This is a genomic window from Pseudomonas sp. KnCO4, assembly GCF_045344305.1.
Classification (GTDB): domain Bacteria; phylum Pseudomonadota; class Gammaproteobacteria; order Pseudomonadales; family Pseudomonadaceae; genus Aquipseudomonas; species Aquipseudomonas anuradhapurensis.
The window spans coordinates 2,564,225-2,585,848 of the sequence record NZ_CP174199.1; the positions used below are offsets into that span (position 1 = coordinate 2,564,225).

A 21,624-nucleotide genomic window follows, 5' to 3' on the forward strand; every position below is an offset into this window, starting at 1 on the left:
AAAAATGTGAGATCATCGGCTCGAAACCTTCTGTGGTTTGACGTAGGGGCCCCACCGGATACGCCATCAGGCGCAAGGAAAGCGTGTTTAGCCCAATGGCGACGCCGCTTCACCAAACCGCATGCCTTCAGCATCCGGACACCTCCAATGCCTACTCGGCCACGCCCCAAGCTCAATCTACGCGTCTTCCTGCTGGGGTTCGCCCTCATCGCAGCTTTCTCAACGCTAGCTAACACATTCTGGGTAATGCTCTCGACGCAGAGAGCTGAACTGATTGAAAACGCTCTTCAATCCAATGAGGCCTACGCCGCTCGGGTCGCTGATAGTCTGCAAGGGGTATTAGCCTCAGACCTCGACCGATTGCGTTACGCAGCTACCTCGATTGGAGAGAATTTCACGCACCAACGCGCGTTAACAAAAGAGGCGCATCGTCTTCTCAGCCAAGACCATAGCTTCAACTCGGTGCTCATTGCCGATGCCGAAGGAAAAGTCATCGTCTCCGCTCCCGGCAGCATGCGGCTGAACGGGCAGCTGCTTCAAGATCGATTGCCTTTGTCGAAGCGGGAACCCATGATTAGCGATGCCTTCCAGTCATTGGCTGGCCATCTGGTAGTGTTCGTTTCACATCCCGTTTTCGGTCCTGATATGCAATATCTCGGTTTGGTGGGCGGAAGCATTAGACTCGAGCAAAAGAATACTATCCAAGCGCTAATGGATCTGAACGTACGCGAAGATGGGGCATATATTTTTCTCGTTGATAGCCAGCGCCGAATACTGTACCACCCCGATCCGAAGAGGATTGGAGAAGTCTTGATTGGTAGCCGTCTTGTCGATGCCGCGCTAGCGCACAGCAACGGATCGATCCAGGCGCTCAATGAAAATGGCAATGAAGTGCTGGCGGGATATGCCAGAATCCCTAGTAGCAACTGGGGGGTAGTGTCTCAGCAGCCGCTCGCAAGTATACAGGCGAGCTTGGAGAGCACAGCGAAGAGAGTAGCAAAAGGTGTTGCGCCACTGGGTCTCTTTGGCCTTCTAATGGTCTGGTGGATAGGGCGGAAGATTTCTGTTCCCCTTTCACGCTTGGCTGAGAACGCTAAGCGTCTGGACGCTCCAGAATGTTACGAACGCATCGCAGCGATACCAACCGATTATATTGAAAGCTGGCAGATTCGTCGTGCTTTGCTCTTGGCCGCCAATCTCCTTCAGGAAAAGATCGGCAGGCTTAATCTTGAAGCTCAAAGCGATCCCTTGACCGGCCTAACTAATCGTAGGGGAATGGATGAAGCGATAGGTTTATGGCAAGAAAGCCTTAAGTCATTCGCAGTGATCTCCGTAGACATAGATCACTTCAAGGCAGTCAACGATACTTATGGCCACGGAGTTGGCGATGAAACTCTACGTGAGGTGGCCCAGTTAATGAAGCAAGCTTCGCGGCCAGGTGATTTGGCCTGTCGAATAGGGGGTGAAGAATTCGTATTGTTACTGCCAAATAGCACGGCCTCGGTTGCATCGGAGGTTGCGGAAAGACTACGAGCAGTTGTAGCATCGGCGCAGTTCGAAACTGTTGGCCATCTAACAATATCGCTAGGCGTCGCTCTCTGGAGAACGGGTGAGTCAGTGGCAGCCACCTTTGAAAAGGCAGATCAATTTCTTTACCGAGCCAAGTCTCTCGGCCGTAATCGTGTGGTTTGTGAAAACATAAACTTGCAAATAGTAGGTTAACGAGAAGGCGCTATAGTGCAGATGCGGCGTCGGAGGAGCTGATCCATTTCGCGTGGGTAGAGAGCAACATCTCGACGCTATGGCCGAGCTGGTTCGCAATGAACGCAGGGTCCATCCCAGCCATCAGGCTCATGGTTGCGTAGGTGTGGCGGGTGCCGTACTGCCGGCGTTCACGGTCCAGCGCCTTGAGCGCTGATTTGAAGGGGCGGATTGTAACACTTGGTTCGTTGATCGACAGCCTACCTTTGCTCGGCTGGGTACAAATGGGCTTGAAGGGTAGGCCAACTTTGAAGCCATCCATCCGCCTCAAGTCGGCCAGGCGCTGGGCCTGTCTTAAGGCGTTGAGCGCTCGATTGTTCAGCAACACCACCCGGTGCTACTTTGTCTTCATCCTGTCTGCAGGCTGGCGATCAACGATGATGCGCTGGATTGTTGCTGTGCGCTCCCCGAGATTGACCTCCTGCCATTGCAGGCCCATTTCCTCGCCAGGGCGCAAGCCGGTGATCGAAGAAGTCGGCCTGCGTGAGCCAGGCGCGTGTAGCCAAACCCACCGTGCAAGGTGGCCTGGCGCCAACCAATGCGGTCGATATGTTGGATGGCAAAGAAACGGGGGCATGCCGAATCTGGGATGAGGAAGCAGAGGAGCCGGCGGTAGAGGCCTAGTCTGAGCCGCCGGCAATATGATTTGTCACTGTACGATACAAATCCAGCGGTGGTTATGTCGGTACGGCGCTCTGGTAAATGCGACCTCTGAAACCAGGTACATACCGCACTCTTGGAGCGCTTCGGTAAGTTGAGCGAGTGTCTCTGCTTCGATAGTCATTTCTGTTACCTCGTCAGATTTACTGCGTTCATAAATCCTGACCGAGCAGGCAATTAGTTGATTCAATTTTTTTGACTGCTTCGAAATGCATCGGGGTATTGAGCGCCCCGTTTCCGCGTTTCAGCGCATCCCTCTAGGCGCTTCGGTTTCAGCGGCCACGTCTCACAGATCACACGCCGTTACAGCCCGCGATGGGAAGCAGGGCATCGGGCAGTTAGCGTCAGGCTGGCGCATTGCTGGCTGTCCAGAACGGTTCAGGGGCCGTATTATCAGCACGGTGTCTTGGTGCGACGCTGAGACTCACCTCCTTCGAAGGACATGAGCATGGAACAGTATTTCGGTAATTCAGGCCTATTCAAGGCTGCTTCGTATTTCTGCAGCGAGCTCCTGGTCAGCGGCATTGCCAGCTGGGAACGGAAAAATATTGCCCTGAATACGAAGGAGTTTTTGATATGTCCAAAGAACTACTCGGAGTTTCTGCTCTAGGATTGATGGTGGTCGGTGAGTTCTGTGCAATCTACAGTGAGGTGGTAGTCGCTAAACTTGCTCAGACAGGAAGTGCTTCGTGGGGAGCTATCGGTTTCCCCTTGGCACTGATGTGTTTTGCAGGGATTTGTCTACTGGCGGCGTACTGGCTTGGATACGTTGCAGTCGGTGATATCTGGATTGTCACCGTAGTATCAGTCACCTCTTTGTTGCTTCTCGAGCCCGTAGTTGTGTGGTTTCTGTTCCATGAGACGCCAGGGCGGGGAGCACTTATCGGCTTCGTTCTGGGGGCGTTGGGTATGCTGTCCACTGCATTGCTTTAACTCACTCTTTTGGCCCAGCAACGAGTTGCTGGGCCAATTCGTTACGACCCACATTGGTTTCCGTCTGGCCCTGTCGCCAAGGCCAGCCAGTGAAATCTGGAAGCGCGTTCAAGCTCGCAGTACTCCTCGTAATGCGTCATGGCGATCGGCATGTGATAGCTATCCCGACCGCCGGGGTGGCGGGGCGCATTGCTTGTCGGGAACGACAGCCAGCACAGCGGCAATCTCCACAAAGCACATGAGCGATGCCGGCGACAACGATACGATCTGGCCGGGATAGGACACATTCACCTGCTCACTGCCAAGGGGCAGGGAAGTGGCTAAACGTAAAGCGCACAGACGTCACCGCTATCGGGAAGCCGTCACGCCCAGCCAGTAGTCACAAATAGCTCATAACGAAGGTCACTTCGCTGTTGGCGGAGCCCGCGCTCATTCCCTCATCGTATTGGCCAGCCTCTCCATTCGGCAGGGTGCGAACATACTTGGCACTCAGGGGGATGGAGAAATTTCCACCGGCTGTTGAGTATTCATTGAAGACATAGGTTTTGTCGAGTTGTATGGGGGTCTGATTGCCGTCAAGCAATTGCAGTGCTATGCCTTTTGCTGTTGAGCTTGTGTTTAATTTGATAATGCCGTGGGTGCCGTCCACTGCAGGGGAGCCTGACGTGGCAGACAAGCTATAGCTCACTTGCTTGATTCCGCTCGGGCAGTTGTTTAGTTTGATATTGAACGCTTTTGGTGGTGTGGCATTTCCGCTTCTTGAAAATACGCTAAGGTTGTGCTCGCCCATTTCAACGGCAATGGTTGGGGTTTCGCACGACTGAAGTATGATGGATGCGCCGTTGTTTATTGTCATGGCTAAAGGTCTTAAACTCGCCGATTCTATTTGTACATACCCTAGGGTCCCAGTCGGTATGGCTGCGCCTGGTGAAATATCTCCAGTTTTAACTATGCGTAGGGCGTGTGTAGTGGTATTGAATCCGTATCCGCCAGGTTGTTGAGTTTTCCCGCCGCCAACCCCATTAAAGGCAGTGCCCTGATAAATCCACTGCCACGAAAGCCCGGTGCTCCCTATTGGAAAATAAGTTGACGTTGAGTCCGTTCCCACGTTGTTTTTGACTCCAACCGTGAATGTAGTTGAGCATTTGTACGATGCGGCGCCATTAAAGGTTTTGGCCGGGGATTCGTAAATCACGGTATTGACTGCTGCGTCTCTGGGGATGGACAGCGTTGAAGGTATACTTATATTTATCTGTTTTTGTGAGTGGCCATCGTAGAATTCACAAGCTGCAAACGAAAGCGAAGGTGCAGCGATAAAAATATACGCTGCCAACGATGTGAAAGGTCTAATCATTTGTTAAGCCCCTCAACGAATTTCCAGTTAAATTCGGGGTGCTCGGTCGTTAAACGATGGTAAGCCTCGTTTAAACGGGTGCTCTCTGCCTCGCTAAATGTTTCGTTTAAGGTGCCATGGGATAATGAAGTGCACGCAGAAATAGTGAAGAATATACTTGATATAACTATATTCCAGCCATTACAATGCTTGCTTGCTTGCTTGCTTGCTTGCTTGCTTGCTTGCTTGCTTGCTTGGTCATAAGTTTGCCTTGAGTCTCGCATGGTGCATGCTCGGTAAATGGATGCGCCAAGTTACGCCGAGACCCGCCATACGCTTAATCAGACAATTCTGATAGTCAGCAGAGTCGAACTGCCAAAGATGACTTGCCGCTGGAAGCCCACCCGAGGTCAGCCTTCCGGTTGCGCTGATTGACCCTCAACCAACGTATATCCCTCGCTTCGCACATTGCCTGCTCACCCGGTGACACTCAAAGGTCTCGGCCAGTGCGCCGAGCTTGAGCACCCGTTGCCCGGCGTGCTCGCTTGGCATGTCTGCTCCAGTCCACCGAATATCCTGCTCGTTCAGCAGCAGTAGCCCTCAACGTTAAACAGATTTTTTACATCCTTTGTTATAACGTTACGGAGCTGTTGCAAATTGTTACCGGTCTCCCCGGAGCTGACTCGCGGTGGCCGGTATTTTCAGGAGTGTTCATGAGCGTCGATCTAGACACCGAGGCCACTGCCCTCGATGGGTTCCCCCGTTTCCAGCGCGCGCCGGCGCACGCGCGCAAACTGGTGCAGTTGACCTATCTGGCACTGGCAATCGCCACGCTGCTGATGATGCTACAGGGCCTGGTCGGGGTATTCAGCCCGGACTCCCATTGGTTGGTCCTGCTCGCCGTCAATGCCGCTGCGCTGTTGCTGTTGGCTGCGGCTGCGCAATCTGTCTGGCGGGTGGCCAGCTGGCGCGCAACCCTGCTGGGCGAGACGCCATCGCAGCTGGCGTTCTGGCGCAGCGCTGCGGTGGAAACGGCCGAGTCGCAATCGCTCAGCCGTTTCGATCGCTGGTGTGCGCAGGTTGGCGAAGCGTGCCGGCAGCAATTGCACAAGCTTGGCGCAGAGACGCCTTGGCTTGTTGGCCTGGCAGGGCTGGCGCTGCTGCTGGTCAACAATGCCTGGCGCCTCGATTTGCCTGTACCGCTGGTTGCCGGCCAGGTGACCTGGGTGGCGATCGGCATCCTGGCCGTGTTCGCGTTCTGCCTGGTTGTGGCCGAGCGCCACCTGATGAGCGAAAGCGCAGCGACCTGGCCCGAGGCCAGGGCACTCGCGGCGATGATACGGCTGGTCATCGCCGTGCAGGTAGTGACCATTGGCTGCCTGGCCTTTATCGACGGCGAACGCCTGTGGCCGGCGCGCCTGGCGGTTTTGATCAGTGTGCTGCCTGGGCTGGCAGCGCTCGAGCTGTTGTCGCGGGCAGGGCTGGCGCTGTTTCGCCCCTGGCGCCCAGGCGAAGAGCCTGCGCTGGTAGCGCGCAGCCTGGTCGGCGACATGCTGCAATGGCCACCGCGCCCGCTCACCGTGCTGCAGAACGAATTGCATCAGCGCCTGGGTATCGACTTGCGCCAGGTATGGGCCTTTGCCTTCATGCGCAAAGCGTTCGTGCCGGTAGCGGCGCTGGTGGCGGTGGTCGGTTGGTTGTTGACCGGCATCGTCGAAGTGCCGATGAACAATCGCGGCGTACATGAACGTTTTGGCAAGCCGCTGGAGGTGTACCAGCCGGGCCTGCATGTCGGCCTGCCTTGGCCTTTCGGCAAGGTACTGGAGGTAGACAACAGCATCATCCATGAGCTGGCCACCTCCGGCGCGGCCAATGCGGCGGACACCTTGGCCGCCGCCGAAGGGCCAGCGCCGGCAGCGGCCAACCGGCTGTGGGATGCCACCCACCTGAGCGAGAACTCACAGGTGATTGCCGGCGCCGAGGGCGGGCGCCAGGGCTTGCAGATCGTGAACATGGACGTGCGTTTCATCTACCGTATCGGCATGAGTGACGCGGCGGCCCTCGCGGCAACCTACCACAGCACCGACGTTGCACAACTGTTGCGCAGCGTTGCCAACCGCGTGCTGGTCCACGATTTCGCTGGACGGTCGCTGGATGGCTTGCTCGGCGCCGAACGTGCGGCGCTCGGCCGGGACATAGGCCGTGCGGTGCAGGCCGACCTGGACCGGATGGACAGCGGCGTGGAACTGCTGGCCACCTCAGTGGAGGCGATTCACCCGCCAGCGGGCGCGGCTCATGCCTACCATGCCGTGCAGGCTGCGCAGATCACCACCCAGGCGCTGATCGCCCGCGATCGAGGGCAGGCCATGCAGACGCTCAACCAGGCGCGCTTCACGGCAACATCGCTGACCGACAAGGCCACTGCCGAGGCGCACGAAACCGAAACCGCGGCCAACACCGCCGCGCTGCGATTCGCCGCCGAACGTACCGCGTGGCAGCACGCTGGCCAGGCTTTTCTGCTGGAGCAGTACCTGGAGCGTTTGTCCCAGGGGATGGCCGGGGCAAGCAGCCTGATTATCGACCACCGCCTGGCGGCAACCCAGGCACCGACCTTGGACCTGCGCAGCTTCGCTGTGCCTGTCGACCCTACACCGGCAGTACCTGCATCCGGACGCACCCAGGAGCGTAACCAGTGAATTCCCATTCTGCCCACGGTCATGACCACAGCCATGATCACAGTCATAGCCACGGTCATGAGCACGACCATGATCATGGCCCTGAAGTTGCCCGGCCGGCCTGGCTACGCCTTGGCGTGGCATTGCTGCTTGTCCTGGTGATGGCGGCGACAGCGTGTTTTGTCCAGGTGCGGGTAGGCGAGGCAACCGTCATCACGCGTTTCGGCAACCCCTCACGCGTGCTGATGGAGCCTGGCCTGGCCTGGCGCTGGCCGGTGCCGTTCGAGGCAGCGGTACCGGTCGACCTGCGCCTGCGCACCACCTCGAGCGGGCTGCAGGATGTCGGTACCCGCGATGGCCTGCGCATCATTGTCCAGGCCTACATCGCCTGGCAGGTAGCACCCGACCCACAGCGCATCCAGCTGTTCATGCGCGCGGTGCAGAACCAGCCGGACGAGGCGGCGCGGCAGCTTCGCACCCTGCTGGGTTCGGCACTGGAAACCACGGCCAGCGGCTTCGAACTGGCAGACCTGGTCAATGTCGACGCCAGCCGGGTGCGTATCGATGCCTTCGAGCAGCGCCTGCAGGACCGGATCGAGCAGCAACTGCTCAGCACTTATGGGGTACGTGTGGTGCAGGTGGGGATCGAGCGCCTGACCCTGCCCAAGGTTACCCTCGATGCCACCGTCGACCGTATGCGTGCCGAGCGCGAAACCATCGCCACCGAGCGCACTGCTGAAGGCAAGCGCAAGGCTGCGGAAATCCAGTCGGCCGCCGAGCGTGACGCCAGGATCCTGCAAGCCGACGCGAACGTGAAGGCCGCGCAGATCCAGGCCCAGTCGCAAGTACAGGCGGCGGACATCTATGGCAAGGCATACGCAGGTGCGCCAGAGCTGTACACCTTGCTGCGCTCGCTGGATACCCTGGGCTCGGTCATCAACCCTGCGACGCGCCTGGTGTTGCGCACCGACGCGGCGCCGTTCCGTGCGCTGGTGGAGGGGCCGGCGTTGCCGGCTGGAGCTGACCATGGCCATCGCTGAACAGCTGTCGTCGCGGTTACCCGACGGCCCGTGGTTGCAGTCCGCGCGCATCGGCTTCCTGGTGCTCTACGCGGTGACCCTGCTGGCGGCAGTGGGCTGGCTGTTCGGCAATGTGCGCCAGGTGGGCCCGGAAAGCCGCGCAGTGGTGTTGCGCCTCGGCGCCGAAGCGCGCATCCAGAATGCCGGCTTGCTGCTGGCATGGCCACAACCGTTCGAGCAGGTGGTGATGTTGCCCTCGGCGGGGCGGGTTACCGAGCGTCGGGTCGAGGTGCTGCTGCGCTCCGAGCTGGCGCAGAAGTCCGACAAGGACGGCACCCTGGCCAGCGACGCCACGGCAGGCTCCGGCTTTCTCCTGACCGGCGATGCCGGCGCCGTGCAGCTGGACGTGCGGGTGTTCTACACCGTGACTGACCCGTATGCTTTCGCGCGCCAGCGGCCGCATGTCGAGGCCGCCCTGGACCGCCTGGTAGAGCGTAACGCGGTGCTGATCTGCGCCTCGCGCGACATGGATGCGATCCTGGTGGCGCGCCCTGAACTGGTGGGGACGGATGCCCAGGTGGCCGAGCACCGCGAACAACTACGCGGCGACCTCCAGCAGGGCATCAATGCCAGCCTGGCGCGCCTGCGCTCGGCCGGGGCCAGCCTGGGGGTCGAAGTGGCGCGGGTCGACATCCAGTCCTCCTTGCCTTGGTCCGCGGTCAGTGCGTTCAACGCAGTGCTCACCGCCAGCCAGCAGGCCGAGCAGGCGGTGGCAAAAGCCCGCAACGACGCCGCACGGCAACTGCAACAGGCCACCCAGGCAGCAGACCGCACCGTACAAGTGGCCCAGGCCGAGGCCAGTGAGCGCCTGGCGCGAGCCCAGGCCGAGACGGCCACGATCGTCGGTTTGACGCAACAGCAGGATCCGCAACTGTTGCAACGCCTCTACCAGGAGCGCGTACCGGCAATTCTTGCCCGTGCAGGCGCGGTTACCACCGTCAACAAGGATGATGCCGGGCACATGATCCTGCAGGGGCCAAAGCCATGAGCGCAGTGCCTTGCCCACTCGATCCTTGCCGGCCCGCCCCGGTTCACGTTCATTTCTGGAGCTGCTCGCGATGAGTACCCACCACTGCCATGGCCACGGGCACCACCATCACGCCCATACCCACCTCACCTCGGGCTTGCTGTCGCAGGCCGAACGGCGCACGGCCGGCCGCCAGCTGATCCTGGCAATGCTGGCACTGGGGCTTCTGGGGTTGGGGCTGGTCTGGCGCTGGCTGGCGCCAACCCAGGAAGGGGTCAGTCAGATGCTCCTGGGCGTTGCCTCGCTACTGGTCGCCATCCCGGTCTTGCGCGCGTCCTGGCACAGCCTGTTGCATCCCAGCCTGCACGGTATCACCGACCAGCTTGTCGGCCTGGCCATGCTGGGTGCGTGGGCGACCGGTGACCTGGCCACTGCGGCACTGCTGCCCATCATCATGATCTTCGGCCATATCCTCGAAGAGCGCAGCGTGCTGGGTGCGCAGGAAGCCATTGCCGCGCTTGGCCAGTTGACACGCAGCCATGCACGCCTGATCGGTGCCGATGGCCAGGTGCGCGAGGTCGATAACGCCAGCCTTGCGCCTGGCGACCAGGTCGAGGTGCGTGCCGGCGATCGTGTGCCCGCCGATGGCCGGGTCGTCGCAGGGCAGGCCAGCCTCGATACTGCGGCCATCACCGGTGAGTCGGTCCCGCAGGAAGTCAGCCCTGGCATGGATATCCATGGGGGCTCGATCAACCTCGATGGCCTGCTGCGCGTGGAGGTGACCCGCGTCGGCGAGGACTCTACCTTGGGCAAGGTGATCGCGCTGATGCAGCGCGCCGAACAGGCCAAGCCGCCGATCACGCGCCTGCTCGAGCGTTATGCTGGGCGCTACATGGTCCTGGTGCTGCTGATCGCCGCCGCAACCTGGTTCATCACCCGTGATGCGCAGGCCATGCTGGCCGTGCTGGTGGCGGCTTGCCCGTGTGCATTGGTGCTGTCCGCGCCGGCCACAGCAGTGGCAGGCATTGCCGTCGCCGCTCGGCACGGCATCCTGATTCGCGGGTCGGCGTTTCTCGAGGAACTGGCCGACCTGTCTTCGCTGGTAATCGACAAGACCGGCACCCTGACCTACGGCGACCTGCGCCTGCACAGCGTGGTCGGCCTCTCGAGCCCGTTGTCGCAGGCCGCGGTCATCGAGCTGGCCGCCAGTCTCGGTGCGGCCAGCAGCCACCCGGTCAGCCGCGCCCTGGCGTCGTTGCTGGCGCACGACCGGTATCTGCCGCTGGTGGATGTTCAGGAGCGCCAGGGCTTTGGTGTAGTGGCCCGCGCGGTGGAAGGCGAAGCAGCCTTGGGCCGCCCGGAGCTGTTCAGCCAGTTGGGCATTGAAGTGCCCACGCTGCCTGAGCACGATGGCCCGATTGCCGGCCTGGCCCTGAATGGCCGGTTTCTGGCTTGGCTGCTCCTGGCCGACAATGTACGCGCCGAAGCCGCCGAAGCGATGCAGCAGCTGCGCGAGCTGGGCCTTGAGCGCCAGTTGCTGTTGACCGGTGATCGCAAGCCTGTGGCCGAAGCGATCGCCGCCCAGGTTGGTATCACGCGGGTGGTCGCCGAAGCACTGCCGGAAGGCAAAATGCAGCAGGTCAACCATGAGCTGCAGATTGGCCTGCGGCCGCTGGTGGTTGGCGATGGCATCAATGATTCACTGGCGCTGAAAGCCGGTGTGGTGGGTGTGGCGATCGGTGCCGGCGGCGCTGATATCGCGCTGGCCGCAGCGGATATCGTGCTGATCAACGGTGACCTGCGGCGCCTGGGCACCTGCATCCGTCTCAGCCGCCGCTGCCGTCGCACCCTGCATGTGAATGTGCTGATCGGCCTGGGCTGGACCTTGGCCATTGTCGTCGCGGCAGCGTTTGGCATCCTCGGGGCAGCAGGGGCAATGATCGCGGCGCTGTTGCACAACCTCAGCACATTGCTGGTGCTGACCAATTCCGGGCGCCTCCTACGTTATGACGAGCGGAACAGGGAACACAGCCGCCTGTTGCCAGCCCCGGAACCACGTTCCGCTCATGCCGGCGGCGCCCGGTAGACGACCTGGTCACGCCCTTGCTGTTTGGCCATGTAGAGCCCTGTGTCGGCGCGGTTCAGCGCGTCCTCCATCGTTTCAGCGTTGGCGAACAGGGTGCAGCCTATGCTCAGGCTGACGTTCAATTGGCCGTTGGCCAACTGCATCGGTGTGCTACCGACCAGTTCCCGGATTCGTTCGGCGATGCGCCGCAGCTCTTCGCCGTCCTTGACCTGTAATATGGCGACGAATTCTTCACCGCCATGACGTACCAGCAGGTCATCGGGGCGAAGTGCCGCGCGCAGACGCCGGGCACATTCGCAGAGCACTTTGTCGCCGCCGGAATGGCCGTACCGGTCATTGATGGATTTGAAATGATCCAGGTCTGCATAGATTGCACCCAGCTGTGAGCCATTCTGCGCGGCCAATCGCCGCTGATGCCCTTCAAAAGCCGCCAGCGCGCCGCGGTTCCACAGTTGAGTCAGCGGATCGAGCAGGGCTTTGCGTTGCTCGCGATCCATTTCCAGGCGTAGATCGCGGTTGACCTGGGCCAGGGCACGCAGTTGCAGGTAGCCTTCCGCGAGTGTGGCCAGGTCCTTGAAATTCGCTTGCTGGGCCTTGCTGAGCTCGCGCGGGCGAGGGTCGAACATGCACAGCGTACCGATGGCTTTGCCGTTTCCGGCGCGCAAGGGATGGCCGGCATAGAAGCGGATATAGGGCGCGTTGAGTACCAGCGGGTTGTCGACGAAGCGCGTATCGTGCCTGGCATCCGGGACCATCAAGGTATCTTCGCCGAGAATGGCGTAGCCGCAGAAGGAGATACTGCGCGTCGTCTCGCTGGCCTCGAGCCCTATACGCGCCTTGAACCACTGGCGGTCCTGATCGATGAGGCTGATAAGCACCGTGTCGACGTGGGCCAGGTCCTGGGTGAGCCGCACCAGGGTATCGAGGTAATGCTCGGCAGGCGTGTCGACCAGGTTCATGTCGTCGAGTGTGCGCTGGCGCAGCGCTTCGTCTACGGGCAAGGGGCAAGCTGGCATATCAGGTCTCCATTCCTCGGTTCGCTGCTTCTGGAACTGACATCTAGGTACGACGCTAAAACAAGCACAGCATAGGTCATGACAGCGGAACGATCAGTTCAGTGCCCTGGTTGCGCACATTTCCCACAGCCGCGCTCACCCGGTACCATTCGAAGTGTTCAGCGGGCTCACCCAGGTTGAGCACCAGTTGCTCCGCCTGCTCGCTCGGCATGGCGGCGGCGATCCATCCCCGAGCCAGTTCTGGCGAAAGCACGACAGGCCTGCGGTCGTGCACATCCACCAGGCCGCCTTGGGCATCGGCGGTGATGATCACGAAGCCGTCGCAGGCGGTGCCGGCAAATTGGCCAATGGATGCACACAGGGCAGGGCGCCCATCCCGACGGCGGATGTAATAAGGCTGTTTCCGCGGCCCGCCTTCATCGACCCATTCATACCAGCCGTCGACTGGCGTGATCGCCCGGTACGGCCAGATTGCCCGGAAGAAAGCGCCGTGCGCCACTTTTTCCACACGGGCATTGATCGGCGCTGCGCGGTCAGTCGCCCAGTGCGGCCGCCATCCCCATTTCACCAGGTCCGCCCGCAGGCCAGCGTGATCCACCCGCAGCACGGCCACCGGCGTTGTCGGCGCGATGTTGTAGCGACCCAGGGGCTGCTCGCCGACATTGTTCTGCCAGGCCTGCGGCAAGCTCAGGGTGGTAACGAAGTCATGGATGCCGCGGTACTGGCTGAGCCTGCCACACATACGTCGCCCTCCTGCCTTGGCGAGTAAGCATAGCCCGCCGAATGGTACTGGTGCGGTGGTGTCTGTGGGTGCTCAAATACTGTATTGATATACAGTATCTGGTGCAGCATGTATTTCCTCATCGTACGTCGCCGGGCGCGCGGCATCGCCATACCGTCCGAGCAGTTGAGAAAGGTGCCGGCATTACGCGCCGACGTTCACATTGGCGATCACCACAGCGAACCGCTGGGGCGGGTTTCCACCCAGGCCTGGGTGTTCAACCCGACGCCCGGGCCCGACATCATTCCACGGCTGCACGATGCCAAGGTCAACGGCATGGCCCAGCTCGGGATGAACATCAACGGCGTCGAGGAGATCGACGGCGTGCTGTTCGCCCAGTCCTGGTGGTGCCGGGCGGAATGACGAGCAGCTTGCGGCAAGCTGCCATTTGGCGGGGATTTTCCTGCCTGGAGAAAACTCATGGGTTGCGCCGTCATCAACAACAGTGACGGCAGTACGGATCAAGCGGTACAGGAGATCACCTGATGAGTACGCCACGTGGCATACGCAACAACAACCCCGGCAACATCGACTTCAACCCGCGCAACCCCTGGCAAGGGCAGCTGGGCATGGAAGAGGGCGTGGCCCGGCCGCGCTTCGCGCGTTTCGACCAGCCGGAAAACGGCATCCGCGCCCTGGCCAAGCTGCTCATCAACTATCGCGGCAAGGACGGTATGCCCGGCGTGGGCGCAAAAGGCATCGATACCGTGCTCGAGGCCATCAGCCGCTGGGCGCCGACTAGCGAGAACGACACTCGCGCCTATGCCGAAGCGGTGGCCCGCAGCCTGGGCGTGCGCAGCACCGAGCCGATCGACCTCAGGCACCCCGCCACGCTGCGGGCGATGGTGCTTGGCATCATCATTCATGAGAACGGTGACAACCCTTACAAGGCGCAGGTGATCGACGAGGGGGTGCGCAGGGCGCTCTTGTGACGGGCCAATCGTCTTTGTGTTGTGCTGGGTCAGCCTGCCACTGCAGGCGCTGGCTGAGCGCTGCCGGCCTCCTCGGGAATCCTGACGAATACGCTGTATTTGCCGCCTTCCATTTCTTCGAAGGCAATCAGTTTCTTTACCAGCAGGCCGCTCAGCACCTTGCCGGCGTTCAACAGCAGCATGCCGTTGTCGGCATGAAGGTTACGCGCCAGTATCATGCCTTCGGCCAACTCGTGCGTGCCCAACACCTTGATGGCCGGGTCGGTCAAGGTGATGTCGCGCATGTACTCGGCGCAGACGCTGACGAAGTCTTCCACCAGGTCTGGGTCGTACAACTTGCCGGCATATTTGCGAATGTACAGCAGTGCCTCGTCGCTATTGAGCTGGCGCTCCAGGACCAGCCCGCGCTGCAACTCGATGAAGTCCACGGCCATTTTCAGCCAGCGGGCCCCCAATGGAATGGCGTCGCCCTTGAGATGGCCCGGAAAACCGCTGCCGTCCCAGCGTTCCTGGTGATGCAGGATGAGTTGCGCGGCCTCTTTCATCGGGTCCAGGGTCATGACCAGCGCTTCGCTCTGTTTCGGGTATGAGCGGTACAGTTCGCGGTCCTGGGGCGCAATGAGGTCGGCGGGGCAGGTGAGCATGCTGTCGGTCCAGCTCATCTTGCCGATGTTGTACAGCGCAGCCGCCATGGTCAGGTTGCGGCAGGCCGCGTCGTCCAGCTTATGGCTGGTGCAGTACACCTGGATCAGGTCGATGACCTGCCGGTTGGTCTGCTTGGCCTTGGGCAGGCGCATGTTGACCAGTTGCGAAAAGAACTCGGTGCTGGTCACGTAACTGCGCTTGAGCTCTTCGTAGGCAAGATCAAGCATGTCGGCAGTCTGTTGCAACTCGGCGGTGCGCGCCGCTACCCGCTGTTCCAGGCTCTCATTGAGTGCCTTGAGTTGCTGCAGCTGAACTTGACTGAGTTGTTCCAGGCGTTTTCGCTCGCTTTCCGAATGCTGGTGGGCCAGTGCCTGGCGCAAGGTGACCAACAGCTCTTCATCATTCCAGGGTTTGCTGATGTAACGATAGATATGCCCGTCGTTGATGGCCTTGGCGATGGTGTCCGTGTCAGCGTAACCGGTCAGCAGAATGCGCAACGTCTCGGGAAACCGCTCATGCACGTGGGCCAAAAGCGTGGCACCGTCCATGTTCGGCATGCGTGCGTCGCTCATCACCAGGTTGATCGGGCGCTGTTGGAGCAGTTGCAGGGCATCGGCGCCGCTTTCGGCGAGCAGGACTTCGTAGGGCTGGCTGCGTAGCAAACGACGAAGGCTGCTGAGAATCGAGGGTTCGTCGTCCACCAGGAGTACGACTGGCTGGGCGGTGGTGCCATCGGTAACGGGTTGCTCCATGAATCGCTCCTTGCCGGTTTCAGCCAGACTGCTCCCTGGCTACAGCCTAGATGACATTTGCCCGTGCCGTTAGCTTTTGTCGGTTGGGCTCACTATGCTCGGAGGCAATGTGCATCTCGCCAGGGAGGGTTGTGCTGTGCCGATCAGTCTGCAGCTTCGCATCGTTGCCACGCTGCTTGTGCCGTTGCCGGCATTGGCGTTGGCCCAGAGCATCGGCGGGCCACTCACGCCACTGCCGGCGGTACCGAAGCTTGACCCTGCGCGGGTGGAGCTGGGGCGCAAATTGTTCAACGACCGGCGAATGTCGCCTGACAACAGCCAATCCTGTGCCGATTGCCATCGTCTGGATCGAGGGGGTGCCGACGGCCAGGCGCGCTCGCCAGGCGCCGATGGCAATCCGCTGGCGGTCAACACCCCCAGCGTTTTCAATGCAAGCCTGAACTTCCTGCAGTTCTGGGATGGGCGTGCGCAATCGTTTGATGGGCTGGTACACCTGGTTAGCGGCAGTGCGACCGCAAAAGACAATGACTGGGGAGCGGTGGTCCAACGCATTGCCAACGACCCGGGCTATCGCAGCGGGTTTGCCGAAGCCTATCGCCAGCCAGTGACCGCCCACGGCATCGAAGACGCGCTGGTCGCCTACCAGCGCACCCTGTTGACACCCGACTCACGCTTTGACCGATACCTGCAGGGAGATACCAGCAGCCTAAGCCTGGAGGAAAAGTATGGCTACCAGCGCTTCCAGGAATACGGATGCATCGCTTGCCACCAGGGCGTGAATATCGGCGGCAATATGCTACAGAAGCTGGGCGTCTTCGATGACTACTTCGCCAACCGTGGCAGTGTGACGCAGGCGGACAAAGGGCGCTACAACGTCACCGGTGACCCGGAGGACCTGTACCTGTTCAAAGTCCCCAGCCTGCGGAACGTAGCGGTCACCGCCCCTTACTTCCATGACGGTTCGGCACCCACCCTGGAGGCTGCTGTCGACGCCATGTTCCACTATCAGCTGGGGCGCACGCCAAGGGACGGTGATAAAGCGCTGATCATCAAGTTTCTCCAGACCCTCACCGGCCAATGGCAGGGCAAACCGCTATGAAACTGAATGCCCGGCGCAGCCTGCTGTTGTTGGCTACTGGCGCAATGTCGCTGGCATCCGTGCTGGTCTTTCTGTACTTGATGTCCAGGTCGGATGAGAGCGGTACCTATGCCCAGGCGCGTGATCTGATTCGCCAGATCAAGCAGTACGACGCCCAGTGGGAGAGTGCCGTGCTGAAGGCGCGCACCACCACCAACTACAATTATGACCCGCTGGTGCTGCCGTTGATGGACATGAAGCGGCTCTGGCAGCAGTTCCACACGCTGGAAGGGCGCCATCAGAAAACCGCCATGCCTGCCTGGCAGACGGCCATTCGCGATTACCAGCAGGCCTTTGACGACAAGGTCCTGCTGGTGTCGCGGTTCAAGACGCACAATGCCATTCTGCGCAACTCGCTGGCCTTTCTCCCGGCTGCGGCCGATGTCATCCAGGTGCATCTTGGCCAATTGGTCGATGCCGATACGCTGCGCCTGCGCAGGATCACCAGCGACACCTACGACCTGATGCTCAGCAGCCTGGAATTTGCCCAGACCACAACCGATGACAAAGCTGCCGATATTCTCGTTGGCTTGAACGACCTTGCGGTCAACAAGGAGCGCTTGCCTGTCGATTTTCAAGTGCCTATCGATACCATCAGCAAACACATAGAGTTGATCCTGCGCGAGCAACCCAAGGTCGACCAGCTGCTGGAAGCAATCGAGGCGGTGCCGATCGCCGAGCGTCTGGACGTCATTGCCCAGATGCTGGACCGCGACGAGCAGGCCGCTTTGCTCGCGGCCCAGCGCTACCACTTCTACCTGCTGGTGTTTTCCACCCTGCTGGTTTTGCTGTTGCTGTACATGGGGGTGTGGCTGATGCGCAGCTATGCCGAAATAAACCGCGTGAACCGAGCACTGGTCAGCGCCAACGACGAACTGGAGCAGCGGGTTGAGCGACGCACCCAGGCCCTCGGCCAGGCCAGCGCCGCACTGCAGCGTGAAATGGATGAACGCCGGCTGCTCGAGAACCAGCTGGTCCAGTCGGAAAAGCTCGCCTCGCTCGGCCAGCTGGCGGCCGGCGTGGCCCATGAGGTGAACAACCCGATCGGTTTCGTCTCGTCCAACCTCGGCGCGCTGGATGATTATTTCGGCCGTTTGCAGAACATGCTCAAGGCTTATGCCGATGCGGAAGACACCCTGATTCCGAAGGGCCTCGGCGTGGAGCTGGCGAAATTGCGTACGGAAATCGAGCTGGACTACCTGCTGGAGGACATTCCGGCGCTGATCCGTGAATCCAAGGATGGCATCAGCCGCGTCGCGCGGATCGTCAAGGACCTCAAGGACTTTTCCCGGGTGGACGCCAGCCAGGATTGGCAGCTGGCAGACCTGCAGCAAGGCATCGAGTCGACCCTGAATATCGTTGCCAGCGAACTCAAGCACAAGGCGGACCTGGTCAAGGACTACCAGCCATTGCCGCAGGTCGAATGCCTGCCGTCGCAGATCAATCAGGTGGTGATGAACCTGCTGGTCAATGCCACCCAGGCGATGGGCGCCGAACGCGGCAGGATTACCTTGCGAACCGGCGCCAATGACGAGTGGGTGTGGATCGAAGTCGCGGACAATGGCTGTGGCATTCCTGCCGAGAGCCTGCAGAAGATCTTCGACCCGTTCTACACGACGAAGCCCGTCGGCCAGGGCACCGGCCTGGGCTTGTCCCTTTCGTACGGCATCATCAAGCGCCACGGTGGCGAGATCCACGTCGCCAGCGAGGTGGGGGTCGGTACGACATTCCGGGTTGAGCTGCCTATCCGTCAGGCCCGTTCGGCCTGACCCGGCAAACGTGCGGGCGAGGGCGATACAGCGGGTTCGACCGGCGTACAAGGCCCTGGCCTTCGCGCTCGAGCCAAGCTGTGTCGGCACCGGTGATTGGTCTACAGTACTGGAACGACTCCCTAGCGTAAGGAAACAGATATGGCAAAGCGTCGCTGGTCGGTAGTTGCAGTGGTTACCTCGATCGCCTTGGCAGTGGGGCCTTCCCTTTCCTATGCCGACCCAGGTAACGGTAAGGGGCAGGGCCATGGCAAGAACCAGCATGTCCAGGGCCAACACGGGCAAGGTCAGGGCCAAGGCCAGCAAGGTCAAGGCCATGGCGGCGGCGGTGGCGGATATGACCACCCTTCGATCGACCATGGCTACGTGCTCGACATCCTCGCCGGCCACCGCAGTTACTGGAACGCCGGGCCGGCACTGCCCCCGGGTATCCAGAAGAACCTGGCCCGTGGCAAACCACTGCCGCCGGGTATCGCCAAGAAGCTCGATGGCCGGTTGCTGGGGCAACTGCCGCATTACGACGGTTATGAGTGGATGCAGGCAGGTGTGGACCTGATCCTGGTGGCCGTCGCGACAGGGATTATCTACGAGGTGTTGCACGGCGCCCTGGATTGAACCGGGCCAGCCGCCCCGCACGTGCCATCGGCCTGCGGGAGCGGCCCCCCGGTGTCGTGGCCAGGTATCGCCATCAACTTTGGTTGATTAGTATCCGCGCTTGACCCCCGTTAGAATACCGCGTGTTCAACACGGCCAATTGCAAATGTCTACCTTTCGTATTTTTCTCGTCTCTGTGCTGGTCACTGGCCTTGTCGGCTGCGCGACCCCTGGCAAACCCACTGCCAGCAAGCTGACCCACAAAACGCCCCAACAATATGCCGCCTGCGTGCTGCCGAAATGGCAGGCGCTGGCGCCTCAGGCGACACAAAAGTCCATCGCCCACGGTTATCGGCTGACAGCCCCCAGCGCCGTGGCCACCGACGATGTGCTGGACGTGGTCGACTATCGTCAAGGCAGCCGCGCGACCTTCTACAAAGGCAGCTTCCTGTCAGGCGATGGATTGCGCCAAGCCGCCAAGGAATGCCTGGACTGAGTTCGATAGCCTCTGCCGTTGTAGCCGACCACGCCGGTTAGCCGGGCATTGCGCCTGACGACCGCGATCACCCGACATCAAAACGCTTGTTCATTTGCTCGCACTGCAGCTGCGCGTCGCTCCTGCTGGGATAGCTGGGCTTGAGCCGTTCCTTGGCCTGGTTGTCGTAGATGTCGAAGCCTGCGCAAACGGTCGCGAAGTAACCGCGGCCACCCAGGCTGAACGACTCCTTTTCGATCGGCACAGCCGGAACGATGACGAATCTTGGTTGCATGTTGTGTGCCTCCCCAGGCAGAGATGTAAGTATTAGTCTGGCCCTGGGTAACCATCAAGGCAGCTCATGAATAAATGGCAGGGCGCGCAGTGCGGACGTTACAGTGAGTGCAGTTGCGCTGTGTGCTGGAGATCCCCAAAACCAGCGTCGGCAAGATCGACAAGAAGCGCATCCGCCAGGGCTTCAGCTGAGTGACGGCAGGCCTCGACCCTGTCGCTGGCGTGCTGGCGACAGGCTCAGGCAGCGGGCCGAAGGCCCGAACAGGCGATGGCCATGCGGTTGACCGACGTTAAGTGGTCGGGTAAAAGGGGCCGCAGCTTGCGTTGTGTGGTTGCACTGTCCATTCCAGAGATGCCATTGATCAGTACATTTTCATCGCAGCCCGGCGTTGAACCCGGGGCGTTCTGCAGCTTCGAAGCGTGTCGCGATACCCAGCAGGGCCCTGTCGTGATTCTGGCCTCGGGTGCTTCAGCCAGGCACTTCCCGCTGGCCGAGTTCGCCCACCTGCCGGTCATCGCCATGAACGGCTCGGTGGCCATGACTGCTGAGCACGGTATCAGGCCGTTCTTCTACCTGTGCACGGACAAGAGTTTTCGCCAGCAGCAGCCGGCCTTGTTCGCCACTGCCCTGCGCGACAGCGAACGCCTGGCACTGTGGCCGGAGCAATATGCCGATGCCGAGGTGCCAGCCAGCACCGCCTGCTATGCCTTGCACAAGGCTGACGCACCGGGGCTGCTGGGCGGTTTGCGCGGCCATGGTGACAGTTACGTGTGCAGCCGCGCCCTGTGGAGCAAGCGTGCCCGCTCGATTGCCTTCAGCAAGGACCTGGCCCAGGGCTTCTACGATGCCCGCACGGTGGCCTACGTCGCCTTGCAACTGGCCTATCACCTGGGCTTCGACAAGGTGCTGCTGGTCGGGGTGGACCTCGACCAGACCGCTGGCCGCTTCTATGAGAGCGGCCAGGGCCAGCGTTCGCCGTGCGGGCTGGACCAGCACTGGGACAGCCGCATCCTGCCGTCGCTGACGTTGATGGCCAGGGAGGTGGTCAACGAACACTTCCAGGTCTACAACCTGTCGGCAACGTCGCGCATTCCAGCCGAGCTGATCCCCAAGGTCGACCTTCGCCAGGCACGGCGCATTGCCGGCTGCGCGATTGCCTGAGCAAGAAAGCGGATGCAGGCAAGGCTGTGGGTGCGTACAGTGAGCTGATCGCACCCTGGCAGGAACCCGTCATGTCCAGCGCCTTCACTTTCATGCAATCCCCCGTCGGTACCTTGACCCTGGTGGCTCGTGGCGAGTGCCTGGCAGCCGTACTGTGGGAGGCGGAGCGGGAAAACCGCGTGCGTCTCGGCGCCTTGCACCGCGACGACCAGTGCCCGGTATTGCTGGAAACCGCCCGCCAGCTCGGTGAATACTTTGCCGGCAAGCGTCAGCGTTTCGACCTGGCGCTGGATTTTGCCGGCACCGAATTCCAGCGCCAGGTATGGGCCGCGCTGCTGGCGATACCCTTTGGTGAAACGCGCAGCTACAGCGAGATTGCCCGGCACATCGGCAACCCTGCCGCAGTACGAGCGGTCGGTGCAGCCAATGGCCGCAACCCGATCTCGATCATCGCCCCATGCCACCGCGTGATCGGCGCCACGGGCAGCCTGACCGGGTTTGCCGGCGGCCTGGCGGCCAAGCAGTACCTGTTGGCGCTGGAGGGGCGGCAAAGCCTGGCGCTGGACCTGTAG

Annotated in this window: 20 protein-coding genes; 14 read left to right on the top strand and 6 right to left on the bottom strand. The window is 61.0% G+C overall.

Going from position 1 to position 21,624, the window contains the following annotated elements; all coding sequences use genetic code 11:
- The first annotated feature begins 246 nt into the window (after positions 1–246).
- Positions 247–1,722 (top strand): diguanylate cyclase, encoded by a 1,476-nt coding sequence (locus ACJA3S_RS12130; RefSeq protein WP_406822017.1) that lies wholly within the window; start codon positions 247–249, stop codon positions 1,720–1,722.
- A 10-nt stretch (positions 1,723–1,732) separates the two neighbouring features.
- Here the strand turns inward: ACJA3S_RS12130 and ACJA3S_RS12135 are convergent, their stop codons facing one another.
- Positions 1,733–2,089 carry an integrase gene (locus ACJA3S_RS12135; protein ID WP_406822018.1) on the bottom strand — a complete coding sequence of 119 codons (357 nt, stop codon included), beginning with the start codon at positions 2,087–2,089 and terminating at the stop codon, positions 1,733–1,735.
- A gap of 908 nt (positions 2,090–2,997) precedes the next feature.
- Between ACJA3S_RS12135 and ACJA3S_RS12140 the strand changes: the two genes are divergently transcribed.
- A complete protein-coding gene (locus ACJA3S_RS12140; RefSeq protein WP_406822019.1) occupies positions 2,998–3,354 on the top strand; it encodes a hypothetical protein in 357 nt (118 codons plus the stop codon).
- Between the two features lie 379 nt (positions 3,355–3,733).
- On the opposite strand, the gene ACJA3S_RS12145 is transcribed toward ACJA3S_RS12140, so the two are convergent.
- Entirely contained in the window at positions 3,734–4,708 is a 975-nt protein-coding gene (locus ACJA3S_RS12145) for a fimbrial protein (protein ID WP_406822020.1), read from the bottom strand.
- Positions 4,709–5,400: 692 nt separating this feature from the next.
- On the opposite strand from ACJA3S_RS12145, the gene hflK (ACJA3S_RS12150) reads away from it, so the two are divergent.
- The 4 genes from hflK (ACJA3S_RS12150) to ACJA3S_RS12165 all read left to right on the top strand — a co-directional run bounded on the left by hflK (ACJA3S_RS12150) (position 5,401) and on the right by ACJA3S_RS12165 (position 11,494).
- Entirely contained in the window at positions 5,401–7,383 is a 1,983-nt protein-coding gene (gene hflK / locus ACJA3S_RS12150; RefSeq protein ID WP_406822021.1) for a protease modulator HflK, read from the top strand.
- Positions 7,380–8,402: a protease modulator HflC gene (gene hflC, locus ACJA3S_RS12155; RefSeq protein ID WP_406822022.1), complete on the top strand. Its 1,023-nt coding sequence runs from the start codon at positions 7,380–7,382 to the stop codon at positions 8,400–8,402. Before hflK (ACJA3S_RS12150) ends, hflC begins: the two co-directional genes overlap by 4 nt.
- Complete coding sequence (hflK, locus tag ACJA3S_RS12160) at positions 8,389–9,429, top strand: protease modulator HflK (protein WP_406822023.1); 1,041 nt, start codon at positions 8,389–8,391, stop codon at positions 9,427–9,429. The genes hflC and hflK (ACJA3S_RS12160) overlap by 14 nt, the downstream gene beginning before the upstream one ends.
- A 70-nt stretch (positions 9,430–9,499) precedes the next feature.
- Positions 9,500–11,494 (top strand): heavy metal translocating P-type ATPase, encoded by a 1,995-nt coding sequence (locus ACJA3S_RS12165; protein ID WP_406822024.1) that lies wholly within the window; start codon positions 9,500–9,502, stop codon positions 11,492–11,494.
- On the opposite strand, the gene ACJA3S_RS12170 is transcribed toward ACJA3S_RS12165, so the two are convergent.
- The gene (locus ACJA3S_RS12170; protein WP_406822025.1) at positions 11,473–12,510 is read right to left on the bottom strand and encodes a diguanylate cyclase; all 1,038 of its coding nucleotides are present in this window, start codon (positions 12,508–12,510) and stop codon (positions 11,473–11,475) included. The genes ACJA3S_RS12165 and ACJA3S_RS12170 overlap by 22 nt on opposite strands.
- A 76-nt stretch (positions 12,511–12,586) precedes the next feature.
- Complete coding sequence (locus ACJA3S_RS12175) at positions 12,587–13,252, bottom strand: SOS response-associated peptidase (RefSeq protein WP_406822026.1); 666 nt, start codon at positions 13,250–13,252, stop codon at positions 12,587–12,589.
- 108 nt (positions 13,253–13,360) lie between these two features.
- Here ACJA3S_RS12175 and ACJA3S_RS12180 point away from each other — a divergent pair, with 108 nt between their 5' ends.
- Together ACJA3S_RS12180 and ACJA3S_RS12185 are read left to right on the top strand one after the other, a co-directional pair.
- Entirely contained in the window at positions 13,361–13,654 is a 294-nt protein-coding gene (locus ACJA3S_RS12180; RefSeq protein ID WP_406822027.1) for a hypothetical protein, read from the top strand.
- A gap of 122 nt (positions 13,655–13,776) precedes the next feature.
- Positions 13,777–14,223, top strand: a complete 447-nt coding sequence (locus ACJA3S_RS12185) for a structural protein P5 (protein WP_406822028.1) — start codon at positions 13,777–13,779, stop codon at positions 14,221–14,223.
- A 29-nt stretch (positions 14,224–14,252) separates the two neighbouring features.
- Here the strand turns inward: ACJA3S_RS12185 and ACJA3S_RS12190 are convergent, their stop codons facing one another.
- Positions 14,253–15,620 (bottom strand): HD domain-containing phosphohydrolase, encoded by a 1,368-nt coding sequence (locus ACJA3S_RS12190; protein WP_406822029.1) that lies wholly within the window; start codon positions 15,618–15,620, stop codon positions 14,253–14,255.
- 94 nt (positions 15,621–15,714) lie between these two features.
- Here ACJA3S_RS12190 and ACJA3S_RS12195 point away from each other — a divergent pair, with 94 nt between their 5' ends.
- The 4 genes from ACJA3S_RS12195 (at position 15,715) to ACJA3S_RS12210 (ending at position 19,617) form a co-directional block, all read left to right on the top strand.
- A complete protein-coding gene (locus ACJA3S_RS12195; RefSeq protein ID WP_406822030.1) occupies positions 15,715–16,719 on the top strand; it encodes a cytochrome-c peroxidase in 1,005 nt (334 codons plus the stop codon).
- Positions 16,716–18,527: a DAHL domain-containing protein gene (locus tag ACJA3S_RS12200; RefSeq protein ID WP_406822031.1), complete on the top strand. Its 1,812-nt coding sequence runs from the start codon at positions 16,716–16,718 to the stop codon at positions 18,525–18,527. The genes ACJA3S_RS12195 and ACJA3S_RS12200 overlap by 4 nt, the downstream gene beginning before the upstream one ends.
- Before the next feature lie 141 nt (positions 18,528–18,668).
- A complete protein-coding gene (locus ACJA3S_RS12205) occupies positions 18,669–19,142 on the top strand; it encodes an anti-virulence regulator CigR family protein (RefSeq protein ID WP_406822032.1) in 474 nt (157 codons plus the stop codon).
- 145 nt (positions 19,143–19,287) lie between these two features.
- The gene (locus ACJA3S_RS12210) at positions 19,288–19,617 is read left to right on the top strand and encodes a hypothetical protein (protein ID WP_406822033.1); all 330 of its coding nucleotides are present in this window, start codon (positions 19,288–19,290) and stop codon (positions 19,615–19,617) included.
- Between the two features lie 67 nt (positions 19,618–19,684).
- On the opposite strand, the gene ACJA3S_RS12215 is transcribed toward ACJA3S_RS12210, so the two are convergent.
- Positions 19,685–19,891 (bottom strand): hypothetical protein, encoded by a 207-nt coding sequence (locus ACJA3S_RS12215; protein WP_406822034.1) that lies wholly within the window; start codon positions 19,889–19,891, stop codon positions 19,685–19,687.
- Positions 19,892–20,251: 360 nt separating this feature from the next.
- Between ACJA3S_RS12215 and ACJA3S_RS12220 the strand changes: the two genes are divergently transcribed.
- Together ACJA3S_RS12220 and ACJA3S_RS12225 are read left to right on the top strand one after the other, a co-directional pair.
- The gene (locus ACJA3S_RS12220) at positions 20,252–21,052 is read left to right on the top strand and encodes a lipopolysaccharide biosynthesis protein (protein ID WP_406822246.1); all 801 of its coding nucleotides are present in this window, start codon (positions 20,252–20,254) and stop codon (positions 21,050–21,052) included.
- Positions 21,053–21,123: 71 nt separating this feature from the next.
- Complete coding sequence (locus ACJA3S_RS12225) at positions 21,124–21,624, top strand: methylated-DNA--[protein]-cysteine S-methyltransferase (protein WP_406822035.1); 501 nt, start codon at positions 21,124–21,126, stop codon at positions 21,622–21,624.

Excerpts from the sequence above, each read along its gene's own strand:
- hflK (WP_406822023.1), top strand. The coding sequence starts at position 8,389 with ATGGCCATCGCTGAACAGCTGTCGTCGCGGTTACCCGACGGCCCGTGG.
- ACJA3S_RS12180 (WP_406822027.1), top strand. The coding sequence starts at position 13,361 with ATGTATTTCCTCATCGTACGTCGCCGGGCGCGCGGCATCGCCATACCG.
- ACJA3S_RS12200 (WP_406822031.1), top strand. The coding sequence starts at position 16,716 with ATGAAACTGAATGCCCGGCGCAGCCTGCTGTTGTTGGCTACTGGCGCA.
- ACJA3S_RS12170 (WP_406822025.1), bottom strand. The coding sequence starts at position 12,510 with ATGCCAGCTTGCCCCTTGCCCGTAGACGAAGCGCTGCGCCAGCGCACA.
- ACJA3S_RS12185 (WP_406822028.1), top strand. The coding sequence starts at position 13,777 with ATGAGTACGCCACGTGGCATACGCAACAACAACCCCGGCAACATCGAC.
- ACJA3S_RS12190 (WP_406822029.1), bottom strand. The coding sequence starts at position 15,620 with ATGGAGCAACCCGTTACCGATGGCACCACCGCCCAGCCAGTCGTACTC.
- ACJA3S_RS12140 (WP_406822019.1), top strand. The coding sequence starts at position 2,998 with ATGTCCAAAGAACTACTCGGAGTTTCTGCTCTAGGATTGATGGTGGTC.
- ACJA3S_RS12165 (WP_406822024.1), top strand. The coding sequence starts at position 9,500 with ATGAGTACCCACCACTGCCATGGCCACGGGCACCACCATCACGCCCAT.
- ACJA3S_RS12175 (WP_406822026.1), bottom strand. The coding sequence starts at position 13,252 with ATGTGTGGCAGGCTCAGCCAGTACCGCGGCATCCATGACTTCGTTACC.
- ACJA3S_RS12130 (WP_406822017.1), top strand. The coding sequence starts at position 247 with ATGCTCTCGACGCAGAGAGCTGAACTGATTGAAAACGCTCTTCAATCC.
- ACJA3S_RS12195 (WP_406822030.1), top strand. The coding sequence starts at position 15,715 with ATGCTCGGAGGCAATGTGCATCTCGCCAGGGAGGGTTGTGCTGTGCCG.
- ACJA3S_RS12215 (WP_406822034.1), bottom strand. The coding sequence starts at position 19,891 with ATGCAACCAAGATTCGTCATCGTTCCGGCTGTGCCGATCGAAAAGGAG.
- hflK (WP_406822021.1), top strand. The coding sequence starts at position 5,401 with ATGAGCGTCGATCTAGACACCGAGGCCACTGCCCTCGATGGGTTCCCC.
- ACJA3S_RS12210 (WP_406822033.1), top strand. The coding sequence starts at position 19,288 with ATGTCTACCTTTCGTATTTTTCTCGTCTCTGTGCTGGTCACTGGCCTT.
- ACJA3S_RS12145 (WP_406822020.1), bottom strand. The coding sequence starts at position 4,708 with ATGATTAGACCTTTCACATCGTTGGCAGCGTATATTTTTATCGCTGCA.
- ACJA3S_RS12205 (WP_406822032.1), top strand. The coding sequence starts at position 18,669 with ATGGCAAAGCGTCGCTGGTCGGTAGTTGCAGTGGTTACCTCGATCGCC.
- ACJA3S_RS12225 (WP_406822035.1), top strand. The coding sequence starts at position 21,124 with ATGTCCAGCGCCTTCACTTTCATGCAATCCCCCGTCGGTACCTTGACC.